Source organism: Rhodococcus sp. ACPA4 (genome assembly GCF_002300185.1).
Classification (GTDB): Bacteria; Actinomycetota; Actinomycetes; order Mycobacteriales; family Mycobacteriaceae; genus Rhodococcus_F; species Rhodococcus_F globerula.
Genome location: NZ_NSDY01000001.1, coordinates 476,901 through 492,099, shown reverse-complemented (window position 1 = coordinate 492,099; position 15,199 = coordinate 476,901). Strand labels below are relative to the sequence as shown.

Genomic DNA, 15,199 nt, shown 5'->3' with positions numbered 1-15,199 from the left:
GTTTGTGGGCATGCCAAAGACACCATTCGCCACACTGTCCGGCCAAGCATCCAAGAGTACCGCCCCTTCGAGATGCCTGCGACCAGACCGACCGTTACACATCACACGTGAACACGTTTGCCTGATTCGAACGAATCGCGCGGTACCTGGCACCATGGACGAGTGCTGACGCCCTTATCCACCACCTCCCACTCCCGCCGGAGTGCGCTGAAGATCGCAGGTGCGGCGTCGATCGGCGCCATCGCCTTCGCGGCCACAGCGTGTACTGACAACGGCTCCGCCCAGGCCGCCGTAGAAGTCGACCAGCTGACCTCGCAGGCCGATCGCGCACGAGCAGACGCCGCCGCTGCAAGCAATTCGATCGCGCTCGCACCGGAACGTGTTGCCGCGCTCACGACGATCAGCGCGGAGCGCACCGCTCATGCCGATGCCCTCGACGCCGAGATCGCGCGAGCGGCAGGCGGGGGTACCGGCACCACGTCAACGCCGTCAGCGTCGTCGACCGCGCCCGCAGCGCCCGCGGGGATCGACGCTGTGCGCGCGTCGTTAGCGGAGTCCGCTCGCAGCGCTGCCGATCTCGCCCGGACGACATCCGGCTATCGCGCCGGACTGCTCGGTTCGATCAGCGCGGCGTGCGCCACCCAGGCGGCGGTACTGCTGCCATGAGCATTCTGCGCACATCGACAACCAGTGATTCAGCCGTGCTCGACGCCATCGAATCCGAGAACGCCGCAATCTTCGCTTACGGCGTCGTGGCAGCGTTCTCCAACCCGGCTCGGGCCAACGAGGTTGCCACCCACATGGCGACCCACCGGGCGCGCCGCGACGCTTTGTCCGTCATTGCCGTCGACGCGGGCCTCACTCCCCCGATTGCCGCCGCCGGCTACGACATCCCTTTCCCGGTCACCGACGCCATCACGGCGGCGCAGTTGGCGGCACAGATCGAAGCCGACACCGCAACTGCGTATCGCGCGTTGATCGAACAGGCCGATTCCGACGATCTCCGCACTTTCGGAGTCGAGGCGCTCACAGACGCCTCGATCCGCGGGGCCGGCTGGAATCTCGCACTCGGGACAACTCCCGCAACATCGGCGTTTCCCGGCGAATAGTGCTGTGCGCCTTGATTAACCGCCCGCGGTTGATAAAGGCGCACAGCAAAACTCACTTCCGAGTCGGCACAAACCACGCCGCCACTACCGCGACCAGTACAAAACATCCGCCGACTCGCAGAGCGGGAGTCAGTGCTTCGCTGTATCCCAGCGGCGTCAACGCTCCACCTGCGGCCAGGAACACCGCTGTCAGGACTGCGATTCCCAATGCGACGCCGATCTCGCGAAGTGTTGCGTTGGTCGAACTGGCCGTGCCGTGATCCGGCGCGTCCATGTCGACGAGTACCGCGGTGGCATTGGGCGCGAAGGTCAGCCCCATGCCGATTCCGGCCATGAGAAGTGCGGGGACGAGTGACGCGTACGTGGCGTCGGGACCGATGCGAGCAGCCAACCAGAACAACGCGCCGGCTTGCAGACCGAGACCGGTGAGAAGCAGCGGCCGCAGTCCCACTTTCGGGGCGAGGAAGCCCGCGAGCGGCGCAAAAACCATCGGCGCCGCCGTCCACGGAAGCGTCCGCAACCCGGCTTCGAACGGTGTGAACCCCATCGCGATCTGGAGGTACTGCGAGAGCAGGAACACCGCACCGAAGATGCCGATCGAGAAGGTCAGTCCGATCACGTTTGCCATCGAGAAGCTTCTGGATCGGAACAGACGCAACGGCATCACGGGGTGCGACGTGGTTCGTTCGCGAACGATGAACAGCCCCAAGGCAACTACGGCACCCACCAGCGATGCGACAACACCGAAGGAACCCCAACCGTCGTCGTTTCCGTGAACGATGCCCCAGACAGCGAGGAACACACCAAGTCCGGCCAGCGCGACCCCGGCGACGTCCAAAGGTTGCTTCCGCCCTGCCGATTCGCGCAGTGCATACATTGCGAGCGGAACTGCGACGATTGCTACCGGCACGTTGATCCAGAAGATCCCTTGCCACGAAAAACCGTCGACCACAGCGCCGCCCACCACCGGACCCATCGCGATACCGAGGCCCGATACTCCACCCCAGATGCCGATTGCCATGGCGCGCTTGGCTTCCGGAACCGCAGCCACGAGCAGTGTCAGCGAGAGCGGCATGATGGCAGCAGCGCCGACGCCTTGAACGGCGCGTGCCGCGATCAACAGTCCTGCCGATGTCGAGAGCGCGGAGGCAATTGACGCCGCGGTGAACAGTCCGATCCCGCCGACGAACATGCGTCGCCTACCCCAGCGATCGCCGAGCGTCGTCGCCGACAACATCAGCGTCGCAAACGCAAGCGTGTACGCATTCATGAACCACTGCAACTGGCTCACGGACGCATTCAGATCTTTCTCGATCACCGGCAATGCGCTGGTCATCACGAGATTGTCGAGGGTTGCCATGAACATCGGCAGGGACGCCGCGACGATCGCAATCGCAACCGGTACTGATCGCCTGCGGGTCCCTTCCGAACCGGGTGCGGCACCGGCATTCGCCAAAACAGTCATTGCACGCCTTCGATTAGGTATCAGTTGATTACTTATTCGACGCTAAGTTATCAACTGATAACCTGTCAATATGCCGAGCGAAGATTCCGCCCCACCCAAGCGAAGGATGAGCGCGCCCCAGCGCCGGGCACTTGTCCTTGCAGCAGCCACCAGGGCCTTCGCCCGCGGCGGATACTCCGGCACCAGCACCGATGCGGTCGCGAAGGAAGCCGGTGTCTCGCAGCCGTACATCGTGCGCATGTTCGGAACGAAAGCAGAACTGTTCCGGGCGGTGTTCGCGCGAGCACTCGACGAAATCGTCCGAACCTTCACCGAAAAGCTGGACACACTTGATATCGAGCCTGACGATCCGGAGTTCTGGGCCGAACTCGGTTCCGCCTACGGCGAGCTGATCCTGGACCGCGACCTACTGCTCGTCATGCTGCACGGGTTCGCCACCGGCACAGACGACATCGCCACCGTCTCACGGTTCGCGATGTCGAAGATCTACAGCCTGGTGCGTGATCGAACCGGTTGCACCCCCGAGCAGGCCCGGATGTTCATCGCCAACGGCATGCTCATCAACAATCTGCTCGCGATGAAAGCGCCGGACCGCATCGACGAGGATCCCGCGTTAGCGGAACTGTGCGTCAGCGTCTTCGGCGAATCGGCCGCAACAACACTCTCCGCCACCGGCACCGCGCCTGCATCCGACTCGGACACCTGACCGGCCACTGGGATTTACGTCACATGTGTGATGGAACGCACCATAGAGTCGGGTTCCGACACATCACGTAAAACCGGACGAAAAGGACCGACGTTGGATCTTGCACAACGCATCGACGCCCTCGAGCAGATCGAAGAGATCAAAAAGCTCAAGTACAACTACTGGCGCGCCTGTGATGCCAAGGACCCGGTCGCGTTCCGCAACAGTTTCATCAAGAGCGGCGCGTCCATCGACTACGGCCAGCTGGGAGCATTCGACGACGCGGGCCCGATGGCCGACATCTTCACTGCAGTCGCCCTGCGCAAAGTCGACGGCCACTACGCGGTCCTCGACATGCACCACGGACTTCACCCCGATATCGAAATAACTTCGGAGACTTCCGCGCTCGGACGATGGACGCTGCAGTTCCGCCAGATCGACACCGTCGCTCGGACTCAGAAATTGATGACGGGCGAATACGAAGACGCGTATGTGATCGAGGACGGGGCGTGGAAGATGAGTCGCTGCCACTTCACGGAGACGTGGTCGATGACCACTCCCCTGTCAGCCGAGACCGTCCTCGCCGAGGGATCAGTGGGGAGCCAAGAATGACTGGATCAAAAGTTGCACTGGTAACCGGCGCGAGTCGCAGTGTCGGCAAAGGAATCGCGTTGGCGCTGGGCAGCGACGGCTGGACCGTGTATGTGACCGCGCGCGGTGAAGTCGGCACCAACAGCCCACTCGACGCTGCAGCTGCGGAGATCACCGAGCGTGGTGGCCGGGGAATCGCCGTGCAGTGTGATCACAGCGATGATCAGCAAATCGTTGATCTCTTTGCCCGCATTGCCGACGAGCAGTCCGGGCGTCTCGATCTCCTCGTCAACAACGTGTGGGCCAACCCTGCCGGCTACGCAGGTTTCACGGATCCGTTCTGGAAGCGCCCCGTCGCCGACTGGGACTCCCTGATCGGGATCGGTTTGCGCGCGCATTACGTCGCGTCCGTGGAAGCCGCAAAGTTGATGGTCCCGCGCGGAAGCGGTGTCATCGGCCATATCTCGTCGTTCGGCAGCCGCGGATACCTGCACTCGGTGCTGTACGGAATGTCGAAGACCGGCCTCGACAAGATGGCCGCGGACATGGCCGTCGAGTTGAAAGGAACCGGAGTCACCGCACTGTCCTTCTGGCTCGGTTTGATTCGCAACGAGCGAATGGAAGCCAGCGGAATGGAGAGCTTCGAGGGCTTCTCCCTCGCCGAAGCGGAAACCCCGGAGTTCGTCGGGCAGGTCATCACGGCACTGGCCAACGATCCCGACGTCAACTCCCGCAGCGGGCACACGCTGATCACCGCGGAAACTGCACTCGACTACGGAATCACCGACGCCAACGGCAAGCAGCCGGCGTCACATCGTGCTGCATTCGGTGGCGGCCCGCTCTTCTGAGCCACGCACACCGGACGCCGTAGCGGCGTCGCGCACCCTCGCGGTGCCCGGCGCCGCTACGCGCGCCTTGAGCGCAAGCCACGCGCAGCCGATCACCACGATGCCGCCCGCGACGATGGACAGCGACAATTCCTCGCCCAGGATCAAGGCCGACCACGCGATGCTGAGAACCGGTTGAACCAGCTGCGTCTGACTGACTGTGGAGATCGGCCCCATCGCCAGGCCTCGGTACCAGGGGAAGAAACCGAGAAACATGCTGATGGCACCGAGGTAGGCAAACGCGAGCCATGAATTGGCGTCGGCGTGGACGGGCGTATTCACCACCGACACAACGGTCATGGTGGCCGTAACGGGCAGTGCGAGAATCAACGCCCAGGCGATTGTCTGCCATGATCCGATTTCGCGGGCCAGCAACGCTCCTTCGGAGTACCCGAGAGCAGCACAGATCACTGCCCCGACGAGCAGAAGATCGGCGAGGTGGAACGAACCGAGTCCGCCGCCTGCACATGCGACGAACACTGCCACCGATATCGCGCCGGCCGCACTCGCCCACCAAAATGCCTGACTCGGCCGTTCTTTCCCCCGAACTACGGCCAGTACGGCCGTCGCGGCAGGCAATAGCCCGATCACGACGGCGGCATGACTGGCCGGTGATGTTTGCACTGCAAACGTGGTGAGTAGAGGGAACCCGAGAACGACTCCGATGGTGACAAGGGCAATCCGTGCCCATTGCCGAAGGCTGGGAATGGCGGCGCGCGAAGCCAGCAGCGCAATCGTCGCCAACCCTCCCGCCACTACAGCCCGGCCGGCGCCGATGAACAACGGATCAAGGTCAGCGACTGCGATTCTGGTCAGTGGAACCGTGAACGAAAACGCCAGAACTCCCAAGAGCCCCCACCACCGACCCGATAGCGGTGCCGATTCGTTCACGATAGCGCTACTATTGTCATTCATGTCCCACGATAGCAGTAGCCGACGGGTAGTCGACGGCTTACGCACGCTGATCACGTCGTCGACCGCCGGAATGCAACTCCCCTCCACTCGGGCGCTGGCCGCAACGCACGGCGTGGGGCCTGTCACTGTGCAGCACGCAATCCGCCAACTCGTGGGTGAAGGCCTGGTTGAAACCCGCCCAGGTTCGGGAAATTTCGTCGCCCGCACGCGAACGCCTCAGATATCCGACTATTCTTGGCAGACAACCAGTCTCGGGCCGAGCCGGGTCGACGCCAATCCCATCGGATCAAGCATGCTCACGGTTACGGCAGACACGATCTCGCTGCACAGCGGCTACCCAACGGACGAGTTGCTTCCCCTTCGTCAGATCCGCGGAGCACTGTCGAGGGCTGCGCGGAGCTCACATGCGGCACGTCGACCGCACACCGCAGGGCTTGGAGAACTCCGCGAGTGGTTCGCCCACGAGCTCACCACGGGCGGCGCTACCACGGTGCGCGATTCCGACGTCCTGATCACACCGGGTGGGCAGAGCGCACTGTCTTCGACGTTCCGCGCGCTTGCAGGTCCCGGCGATGCCATCGTGATGGAGTCGCCCACGTACTGGGGTGCCATCGCAGCAGCCAAACAGGCCGGGCTGACCGTTGTGCCCGTCGCCCGCGGGACGCACGCGCCGGATCCGGATGATCTTGCCAGCGCGTTCGAACTCTCCGGGGCGCGCTTGTTCTATGCGCAACCACATTTTGCCAACCCAACCGGAGCACTCTGGTCGGACGCTGAGAGGCAATCGATCATGAAGGTCGTGCGTGATCACGGCGTATTCATGATCGAAGACGACTGGGCGCACGATTTCGGAATAGACAAGGACGTCACTCCCCTGGCTGCGAACGACCCCGACGGTCACGTGATCTACGTCCGGTCGCTCACCAAGAGCACGTCTCCGGCACTACGGGTCGCGGCCGTTGTTGCACGCGGTCCGGCGCGACGACGAATCGAAACCGATCGCACCATCGATGACCTGTACGTTTCCGGGATTCTCCAAGCTGCGGCGGTCGACGTCCTCACCCAACCTTCGTGGGTTACTCATCGGCGAAACGTTCGCGAACTACTGCGCGAACGGCGTGACCATCTGATCCGCGAATTGGATACTCATGCACCGGAACTCACGCTCACCCACAAACCCGCCGGTGGTCTCAACTTATGGCTTCGCCTGCCTGAGGGTTTCGATTCCGAAACGTTTGCAACCAGGTGCCTCACGCACGGCCTCTCGATTTCCCCTGGGGCCGAGTGGTTTCCGGCGGAACCAACCGCCGCATACATTCGTCTGAACTTCGGCGGTTCACATCCAGATCGTTTCGAGGAAGCCGCCCGGATCCTGGCCGCTCAACTCGTCCCGAAATGAGGGCGCCACAACGCTGGCCAGCCTGTCGAACACCGCTGTAGTCTCAGGTGATGGCACTCTCCGAGAATGAGCGTGAACAGTTTCTGGCCGAGCCGCACGTAGCAGCGCTGTCGGTGGCGAACAATTCCGAGCGCGGTCCGTTGACAGTCCCCATCTGGTATCTCTACTCACCAGGTGGCAGCCCCTGGATTCTCACGGGAAAAGGATCGAAAAAGGCCCAGCTCATAGAGTCTGCTGGGCACTTCTCCCTCATGGCTCAACGACTCGAGCCGACCATCCGCTATGTGAGCGTCGAAGGTTCCGTCGACAAAATCGTGCCAGGAACCGATGAGATGCTGGTCGAAGTATCGCGGCGATATTTGACCCCGGACAAGGTTGACGGATATCTCGACTTTGCCCGCTCTCAACTGGGTGAGCAAGTCGCGATCCACATGAATCCGCACACCTGGCTGTCCGCCGATCTCGGCGCTCTCTAAACACAGACGACGCAGGCTCGGCGCGCCGGTATCGGTGCGCCGAGCCAATGACGTCAGCTCTCGGTGAAGAACCGCACCCGGTTGATCCGATGCCCCGAGGGCTCGAATCCGAAGAGCGCGATGGCCGGTTCACCGCAGACGACAACGCTTGCCGTGACCGTGCGGCCGGCAGCGAGGACCTTGCCCCCGCTCACGCCAGTCAGAAGATCGTTGGCGTCTGCGGTAGACAGGTTCGTGCCCGCCGGAAGCTCGACCGGAATGGGCGGAATCCGGCCGACCTTTGCGGCGTCGAGGAATCGTGTTGCCGCCCGCTTGCCCTTGGACCCGACCCCGAGGATGCCGCTGGAGAAGCCAATCGCTCCCCCGATCCCCTGGTTGGACAGCAACTGCGGCGTGAGCTTGGCCGCAGCCTTGACGCCTGCTGCGCCCGCGGTGGCAAGCTGACTCAACATGGTCGCCAATTCCCAATGGGCGTAGAGGGTTCCGATCTGCAACGAATCCGGCTCGCCGACCAGGTCGTAGCGCAGATGCATCGGCACGTTCAGTACAACGCCCGTCGACATTTCGGTGGCGAGGCTGAGGTCGCGCCACACTGTTCGGCCACACACTATGTCGCGCTCGACATGGAACGTGATGGTATTCGGGGCGATGAATGTGTCGTAGAACTTCTCGATCGACGCCCGCCCGTTGTGCGGGCGCGAACCAACCGGATCGTTGACCTGACCATCCGAGCTGAACAGCGAGACCCACGCCGAACGATCGTGTGCGCCGACAGCTTTGGGAGATCCCTCGACTACCGCCATCAACTGATCGCGGGTTGCCACCGCGCTCATGCGCGCATCTCGTACGCGCCGTCGTAGGCCTTGACCTGCTGCCACACGCGGTCGAAGCGCTCACTGTCTACGAGGGGTTTGCGCACAGCTGCGAGCGCCCAAGCTTGCTGTTCCGGTGTCGACGACGGTTTCCCGTGCAGCGCAATCGCATAGCCGGAGAAATCGCGAATCTGGAAGTCGAAGATCTGATCCACGACATCGGCGTCGAGTCCGGCGATTTCGGCCTGCTCGAGGATCAGATGCCCGTACACGACGAGCGAGAACAGGTGCCCGACGTTGAGCATGAAATCGAGATCCTTTTGCTGCGCCGCGTCCGGGGCCGCCGACGTCAGCAGTTCGGTCAACGCGATCGCCTGCTCGTAGAAACGAGCGACATTCGGGATACCGGAGTGCTTCTCGTACACCGGCTTCCACTCGTGGAACTGAATTTTCGCGGCGCCGCGAGTCGGTCCCTGATTCCAGAAGAACTCGTCGTCCGCAGCGTCGTCGCGCGTGACAATCTCCGGGAACTCTGCCGGATTGAAGAGGTAGTTCGGCAAGAACTTGAGGATCAAGCCGACATTGACGTGAACGGTGCCTTCGAGCTTGGGCAGTGTGCCGATCACCTGCGCGGCTTCGCGGAAGTACGTGGACTTCTCGTAGCCCTTGGCAGCAATCACGTCGTGCAGAAGTCCGACAACGCGCTCACCTTCTGAGGTGACCTTGGCCTTGGTCATCGGGTTGAACAGAAGGTAGCGACGGTCATCGAGACTCGCACTGCGGAAGTAGTCGACAGCCCGCGCGCTGAACTGCTTCATCGCAACCAGCCGGGAGTACGCGTCGACAAACGCCGCTCGGACGTGAGCGAAGTCGGTGACGGGATTTCCGTACAGAATTCGGTTCTGCGCGTGGGTGATTGCCTCGAAGAACGCGTGCTCGCTGATTCCGATCGAACCGGTGCAGAGGTTGAACTTTCCGACGTTCACGGTGTTGAGCGCTGCCTCGAACGCCGCGACACCGGTGTGCAGGATGTCTTCCTCGCGGACCGGGTAGTCCTCCAACCGGAAGTTGCTGACGTACATCTGACCACGGAGGACGTTGTCGACGAGGTGGTAGTTCGGGTGCGCGCTGTCCGCAACGAAGAACACGTACCCCTCGGGTCCGTCGACATCGGTGCGACGGCCGAATACCGACACCATTCCGGCGACGTTGCCGTTGCCGATGTAGTACTTCTCACCGCTGGCCCGGAAGGCAACGTCGCCGTCGGCCGGAGTGAGAAGCATGTCGGTGGAGTAGACGTCGGCGCCATGGTCGCGCTCGGAGAGTCCGAACGCCATGACTCCGCCGTCGGCGAGTTCCTGCGCTGCACGCTTCTTTGCGGCGTCGTTGTCACTCATCCAGATCGGTCCGAGTCCGAGGATCGTGACCTGCCACGCGTACCAGTACGCGAGTCCGTAAAAGCCGAAGACCTCACTCAGTGCCGCATTGCGGGCACCGTCCCAGCGACGGTTCTCGTCGCCGTCGGCGTAGGCCGCCGGAGTCTGGAATGTCGCGAACAACTTCTCCTTCTTGACGAAGTCGAGGAAGTCCGACACCCAAACAGCTTCGAGATCGTCATGCAGGAGCTGATTCTTGCCACGGCTTTCGAACCATTCGACTGTTGCCAGCAGCAGCCTGCGAGTCTCGGGATCAAAACGGGCAAAATCTTCGGTGTGGGGGTTGAACAGCAATCCGTCGGTGTCAGACACGTCATACCTTTCGTCGATGCCGTAAACCTACCAGTGAGTAACTTAGGTTGGGAAGAGTTCACGAAGCCGGCGCGGTCCTCCGCGACGGCAATAGATCCGCCGGATTCCACACCCCCGTCCGAGCCCGCGTCAGCGGATAACACGCCACTCCGAGAAGTAACGCCGACATGTGCCCGACCGCAGTAAATGTCGTAGCAAAGATCAACGGCACCGCATAGAAAATCACTGCTGCGCCGAGGTAGACGTAACGCCAGGGCTTCGAAATCCGGTACACGAGAACACCGACGACACCGGCCAATCCGTAGCTGACCCCGACGTCGAGAGTGTTGACCGCCGACTCTGCGACATATCCGTGCCGAATGCCTTCGTAGAGAACACCTTCACTGATGTAGGTGGCGCCGACGTGCGCGATCACGACAACGCACAACCACCGCCACGTCCCGAGCCAGCGCTCTGCCGTGGCATGAAAAACAGTGAACAGAACCAAATACCCCAGCCAGCCACCACCTTCGAGCCAGAAGGCACTCGAGAACAGGACGCGGATCGGGTCTTCGGAGAGGTGATGCAGATTAGTGGAGCGTTTACCGAGAAAGTGTTCCTCGACATTGTCGGGAAGATGCCGCAGGAACAGTGTGGTGAAGAGCAGGGCCAACAACCAGATATACGTCCCGGGTGCGCTCCGCACCCACTGCCATACCGCCTTTGCTGCCCCCAGCATCCTCACCGCTTCGAGTGTGCGCTCACTCGTTGACTACTGCAACGGCGAACCCGTCCCACCCTTTCGATCCGACAGTCTGGATCGCGGTGCCGTCGAGTCGCGGTTCGGCCGCGATCATCTCGAGGACGGCACGACTGGCCTTGACTCGCTCGTCGTCGATGTCCGGATTCGAGACGTGTCCCCCACGCACGACGTTGTCGACGACGATGACGGTTCCCGGGTGGGACAGCGCAAGGGCCCACCGGACGTATTCGCTGTTGTTTTCCTTGTCCGCGTCGATGAACACCAGGTCGAAGGGACCGAGTTCTTCTTTCGCGATCAACGGGAGGCTGTCGAGGGCAGCGCCGACGCGGATGTCGACCCGATCGGCGAGTTCGGCGCGTTCGATGTTGGCGCGCGCTACCTCGGCGTGTGCCGGCTCGAATTCGAGACTGATGACGCGTCCCGACGGTCCGACGGCGCGGGCCAACCAGATGGTGCTGTACCCGCCGAGGGTTCCGATTTCGAGGACGTTGCGCGCCAGGCACATTCGAGCAAACAGATGGAGCAACTTGCCTTGGTTCGGCGCTACGTCGATAGGCGGCAGGCCGGCCGCGGTGTTGGCGGCGAGTGCCGCATCGAGGACCGGATCTTCACCTACCAACGTGGAGACAAGGTAACCGTCGACTTCTGCCCAATCCGGTTCGCGTTCCATAGCCACGATTGTGGCAGAAAAGAAGGGCCGCCGCAGACACCTCGAACAGTGTCTGCGGCGGCCCGCACATCTTCTGGGATCAGCCGCGAACTGCGGCGATGATCTCCTCGATTGCCGAATCGGCGTCGATTTCGCGGCTTTCGCCGGTGAAGCGGTCGCGGATTTCGACCTTACCGTCGGCCCAACCACGGCCGACGACAACGATCAGCGGAACACCGATCAGCTCGGAGTCCTTGAACTTCACGCCGGGCGATGCCTTGCGGTCGTCGAGGATCACTTCGAGTCCGGCACGGTCGAGTTGCGCCGCGAGGCCTTCGGCGCCTTCGCGAGCGGTCTCGTCCTTGTTCGCGATGACGAGGTAGACGTCGGCCGGTGAGACCTCAGCGGGCCAACGCAGGCCCTTCTCGTCGTGGTGCTGCTCGGCGATGACGGCCACGAGGCGCGAGACGCCGACGCCGTACGAACCCATGGTCGGGCGAACCGGCTTGCCGTTCTCGGCGAGGACGTCGACGTTGAACACATCGGTGTACTTGCGGCCGAGCTGGAAGACGTGACCGATTTCGATACCGCGGGCCGAGACCAGCGTGCCGGCTCCGTCGGGAGATGCGTCGCCGTCGCGAACCTCGGCGGCTTCGATGGTTCCGTCGGGTATGAAGTCGCGACCGGCAACAAGGCCGACAACGTGCTTGCCGTCTTCGTCGGCGCCGGTGATCCAGCTGGTGCCATCCACGACGCGCGGATCAACAAGGTAACGAACACCGTTGGCCTGCAGTGCCTTCGGGCCGATGTAGCCCTTGGCCAGGAACGGGTTGTTCTTGAAGTCGGTCTCGGTGATCATCACGAACTCGGCGGGCTCGAGCGAAGCTTCGAGGCGCTTTTCGTCGACCTCACGGTCGCCGGGGATGCCGATGCCGAGAAGTTCCCATTCGCCGCCGGGCAGGCGGGTCTTGACCATGATGTTCTTGAGGGTGTCGGCAGCGGTGATCGTGCGGCCGAGGTCGGCACCGTTCGCCCAGTCCACCAGGGTGTCGATGGTGGGGGTGTTCGCGGTGTCGTAGACCTTGGCCTCAGGCAGACCGTCGAACGGAATAGCCTCGGGCACAACCGTCTTGACGGCCTCGACATTTGCGGCGTAACCGGATTCGAGGCAGCGCACGTAGGTGTCTTCGCCGATCTCACTCTCGGCGAGGAACTCCTCGGATGCGCTGCCGCCCATCGCGCCCGACGTAGCCGAGACGATGACGTACTTGACGCCCAACCGCGTGAAGATCTTCTCGTACGCGTCGCGGTGAGCTTGGTACGACGCCGTCAGACCCTCGTCGGTGAGGTCGAAGGAGTACGAGTCCTTCATGACGAACTCGCGGCCACGCAGAATGCCGGCGCGCGGACGCTCTTCGTCGCGGTACTTGGTCTGTACCTGGTACAGAGTGACCGGGAAATCCTTGTAGGAGTTGTACTCACCCTTGACCGTCAGAGCAAAGAGCTCCTCGTGGGTCGGGCCGAGCATGTAGTCGTTGCCCTTGCGGTCCTTGAGGCGGAACAGTCCGGCGCCGTATTCGGTCCACCGGTTGGATGCCTCGTAGGGTTCACGCGGCAGCAATGCGGGGAGCAGGATTTCCTGGCCGCCCATGGCATTCATCTCTTCGCGGACAACGCGCTCGACCTCGCGCAGCACCCGCAATCCCAGTGGCAACCACGAGTAGACGCCTGGAGCGATTCGGCGCACGTAGCCGGCGCGAACCAGCAGTTTGTGGCTCGCAACTTCGGCGTCCGAGGGATCGTCACGCAGGGTACGCAGGAACAGGTGGGACAGACGGGTAATCACGAGGTACAAGGATAGTCGGCGCTGTACCGTCCGCGGGCGTCGGTACGGTATCGGGGTGCTTGTATTGCTGCCTCCCTCAGAAACCAAGTCCGACGGCGGCAAGGACGCGCCCCTCGATCTGGCTGAACTGTCGATGCCCCAGTTGACCGAAACGCGCGAATTGCTGGTGCAGACGCTCGTCGATCTAGCCGCCGATGTCGACGCCTCGTGCCAGGCGCTGGGGCTCGGACCGACCCAGGCGGACGAGGTGGAACGCAACGCGAAACTGTGGGTCTCGGCAACCCGCCCCGCGCTGCAGCGCTACACCGGTGTGCTGTTCGATGCCCTTGACGCGAAGTCGTTCACGCGCGCTCAGAAGGCCAAGGCACTGGATCGAATCGCTATCGGTTCTGCCCTGTTCGGTGCCGTCCGCGCAGGTGATCTGATTCCCGCCTACCGCCTCTCCGGCGGGTCCAAGCTGCCGGGGATGGGGACGCTGCGCTCGCTGTGGAAGCCGGAGCTGCCGAAGGCCTTGGCCGCCGAAGCCGACGGCCTTGTCATCGACCTACGATCCGGCACGTACCAAGACCTCGGACCTGTTCCGGACGCCTTGATCGCAACGGTCCTCACCGAGAAGCCGGACGGCAGTCGCACCGTGGTCAGTCACTTCAACAAGCATCACAAGGGTCTGCTCGCGCGCGCCCTGGTGGTCTCGCGCGCCGAACCCAGCGACATCAAGGGAGTTGCCCGAGTCGCATCGAAGGCGGGCCTGCGCGTGGAAATCGCATCGGACCGCGAATTGATCATCCTGACGGATTGATGACTTCACCAGCCGATCAACCCTGCACCGCAAAGTCAGCTGGACGGTTTGTGCACAGCACTTCTGAAGACGGAATGTCGGAGGACGACTGCGCGTACGAAGACGATCCGATCGGACCGCGATAGTAGGGTGCCGATCGGGACGACCCGGAAGTGTGGGTGTCGAAGGAGGCGCCATGATCGCGGAGTTGAACAGACTGGTCGAACTCGTCGAGGATCGTCTGAACGACGACCTCGATGTGGCTTCATTGGCGACTGAGCTCGGCACGACGGAATACCACCTCCGGCGGATGTTCTCGTCCCTGGCAGGCATGCCGCTGTCGGAGTACATCCGGCGTCGCCGCATGTCGGTCGCAGCGGCAGACGTTCTCGGAAACGGGAACCTGCTGAGCATCGCGGTCCGCTACGGCTACGGGTCGACCGAAGCCTTCGGCCGAGCATTCCGATCCGTGCACGGCGTCAGCCCCGGCGACGTCAAGCGAGATGGCGGCCCCCTTCGAACGCAACCGCAGCTCAGGTTCCGCCTGACCGTAGAAGGGAACATCACCATGGATACCCGCATCACCGATCGACCGGCGCTCCGCCTCGTCGGCCACGCCACGCGCGTGCCCCTCATCCACGAGGGCGTCAACCCCCACATCCAAGCCCACATCGCTTCTCTGCCGACTGCAGAGCACGCCCGCCTCAAAGCGCTGGGCAACACCGAACCGGCCGGCCTGCTCCAAGTGAGCGCCGACGTCGACCCGGATTACACCGAGGGAAGCGAGTTGACCTACCTGCACGGCGTCGCCGTCACCGACACGACGCCGGTGCCCGACGATCTCGACACGATCGAGGTTCCCGCCGGTAGGTGGGCGGTGTTCCGCACCGAGGGCGAGTATCCGGCTGCGTTGCAGGCGACCTGGGCAGCGACCGCGACGGACTGGTTTCCGTCGAACCCGTGGCGACTCCGGCCGGGTCCGTCGATCGTCGCAGTTCTCGACCGCGCCGATGATTTCAGTACGGCCACGTGCGAGCTGTGGTTCCCGGTGGAACGCGCGTGATCAAGCGGCCCGCCGGCAGTGAGGTGCTGGCGGG

General features: G+C 62.9%; 16 protein-coding genes. 9 read left to right on the top strand and 7 right to left on the bottom strand.

The window, feature by feature from the left end; genetic code table 11:
- Positions 1-165: 165 nt before the first annotated feature.
- Together CJ178_RS02265 and CJ178_RS02260 are read left to right on the top strand one after the other, a co-directional pair.
- On the top strand, positions 166-666 hold the full coding sequence (locus CJ178_RS02265; protein WP_179300805.1) for a hypothetical protein: 501 nt from the start codon (positions 166-168) through the stop codon (positions 664-666).
- Positions 663-1,109 carry a ferritin-like domain-containing protein gene (locus CJ178_RS02260; protein ID WP_095887792.1) on the top strand — a complete coding sequence of 149 codons (447 nt, stop codon included), beginning with the start codon at positions 663-665 and terminating at the stop codon, positions 1,107-1,109. The genes CJ178_RS02265 and CJ178_RS02260 overlap by 4 nt, the downstream gene beginning before the upstream one ends.
- 52 nt (positions 1,110-1,161) lie before the next feature.
- Here CJ178_RS02260 and CJ178_RS02255 read toward each other — a convergent pair whose 3' ends face one another.
- Entirely contained in the window at positions 1,162-2,574 is a 1,413-nt protein-coding gene (locus tag CJ178_RS02255) for a DHA2 family efflux MFS transporter permease subunit (protein ID WP_095886022.1), read from the bottom strand.
- Between the two features lie 70 nt (positions 2,575-2,644).
- Between CJ178_RS02255 and CJ178_RS02250 the strand changes: the two genes are divergently transcribed.
- The 3 genes from CJ178_RS02250 to CJ178_RS02240 all read left to right on the top strand — a co-directional run bounded on the left by CJ178_RS02250 (position 2,645) and on the right by CJ178_RS02240 (position 4,698).
- Positions 2,645-3,280: a TetR/AcrR family transcriptional regulator gene (locus tag CJ178_RS02250; RefSeq protein WP_257012977.1), complete on the top strand. Its 636-nt coding sequence runs from the start codon at positions 2,645-2,647 to the stop codon at positions 3,278-3,280.
- Positions 3,281-3,373: 93 nt separating this feature from the next.
- Positions 3,374-3,871 (top strand): nuclear transport factor 2 family protein, encoded by a 498-nt coding sequence (locus CJ178_RS02245; RefSeq protein WP_095887790.1) that lies wholly within the window; start codon positions 3,374-3,376, stop codon positions 3,869-3,871.
- On the top strand, positions 3,868-4,698 hold the full coding sequence (locus tag CJ178_RS02240) for an SDR family NAD(P)-dependent oxidoreductase (RefSeq protein ID WP_045067289.1): 831 nt from the start codon (positions 3,868-3,870) through the stop codon (positions 4,696-4,698). Before CJ178_RS02245 ends, CJ178_RS02240 begins: the two co-directional genes overlap by 4 nt.
- On the opposite strand, the gene CJ178_RS02235 is transcribed toward CJ178_RS02240, so the two are convergent.
- Positions 4,660-5,652: a DMT family transporter gene (locus CJ178_RS02235; protein WP_095886021.1), complete on the bottom strand. Its 993-nt coding sequence runs from the start codon at positions 5,650-5,652 to the stop codon at positions 4,660-4,662. The two genes, CJ178_RS02240 and CJ178_RS02235, sit on opposite strands and share 39 nt — an antisense overlap.
- Between CJ178_RS02235 and CJ178_RS02230 the strand changes: the two genes are divergently transcribed.
- Positions 5,651-7,051, top strand: a complete 1,401-nt coding sequence (locus CJ178_RS02230; protein WP_095886020.1) for an aminotransferase-like domain-containing protein — start codon at positions 5,651-5,653, stop codon at positions 7,049-7,051. The genes CJ178_RS02235 and CJ178_RS02230 overlap by 2 nt on opposite strands.
- Before the next feature lie 50 nt (positions 7,052-7,101).
- Positions 7,102-7,527 carry a pyridoxamine 5'-phosphate oxidase family protein gene (locus CJ178_RS02225; protein WP_095886019.1) on the top strand — a complete coding sequence of 142 codons (426 nt, stop codon included), beginning with the start codon at positions 7,102-7,104 and terminating at the stop codon, positions 7,525-7,527.
- Positions 7,528-7,580: 53 nt separating this feature from the next.
- Here CJ178_RS02225 and CJ178_RS02220 read toward each other — a convergent pair whose 3' ends face one another.
- The 5 genes from CJ178_RS02220 to CJ178_RS02200 form a co-directional block, all read right to left on the bottom strand.
- Positions 7,581-8,360 (bottom strand): nuclear transport factor 2 family protein, encoded by a 780-nt coding sequence (locus CJ178_RS02220; protein ID WP_095886018.1) that lies wholly within the window; start codon positions 8,358-8,360, stop codon positions 7,581-7,583.
- Positions 8,357-10,087, bottom strand: coding sequence for an acyl-CoA dehydrogenase family protein (locus CJ178_RS02215; RefSeq protein WP_095886017.1), 1,731 nt, complete (start codon positions 10,085-10,087; stop codon positions 8,357-8,359). Before CJ178_RS02215 ends, CJ178_RS02220 begins: the two co-directional genes overlap by 4 nt.
- 58 nt (positions 10,088-10,145) lie before the next feature.
- Positions 10,146-10,805, bottom strand: a complete 660-nt coding sequence (locus tag CJ178_RS02210; protein WP_033234921.1) for a rhomboid-like protein — start codon at positions 10,803-10,805, stop codon at positions 10,146-10,148.
- A gap of 22 nt (positions 10,806-10,827) precedes the next feature.
- Positions 10,828-11,499, bottom strand: coding sequence for an O-methyltransferase (locus CJ178_RS02205; RefSeq protein ID WP_033234922.1), 672 nt, complete (start codon positions 11,497-11,499; stop codon positions 10,828-10,830).
- Between the two features lie 79 nt (positions 11,500-11,578).
- Positions 11,579-13,324 (bottom strand): proline--tRNA ligase, encoded by a 1,746-nt coding sequence (locus tag CJ178_RS02200; protein ID WP_095886016.1) that lies wholly within the window; start codon positions 13,322-13,324, stop codon positions 11,579-11,581.
- Positions 13,325-13,379: 55 nt separating this feature from the next.
- Between CJ178_RS02200 and yaaA the strand changes: the two genes are divergently transcribed.
- Both yaaA and CJ178_RS02190 read left to right on the top strand, forming a co-directional pair.
- Positions 13,380-14,123 carry a peroxide stress protein YaaA gene (gene yaaA / locus CJ178_RS02195; RefSeq protein WP_045067279.1) on the top strand — a complete coding sequence of 248 codons (744 nt, stop codon included), beginning with the start codon at positions 13,380-13,382 and terminating at the stop codon, positions 14,121-14,123.
- A 175-nt stretch (positions 14,124-14,298) separates the two neighbouring features.
- Positions 14,299-15,165 carry an AraC family transcriptional regulator gene (locus CJ178_RS02190; protein ID WP_045067943.1) on the top strand — a complete coding sequence of 289 codons (867 nt, stop codon included), beginning with the start codon at positions 14,299-14,301 and terminating at the stop codon, positions 15,163-15,165.
- Positions 15,166-15,199 lie beyond the last annotated feature (34 nt).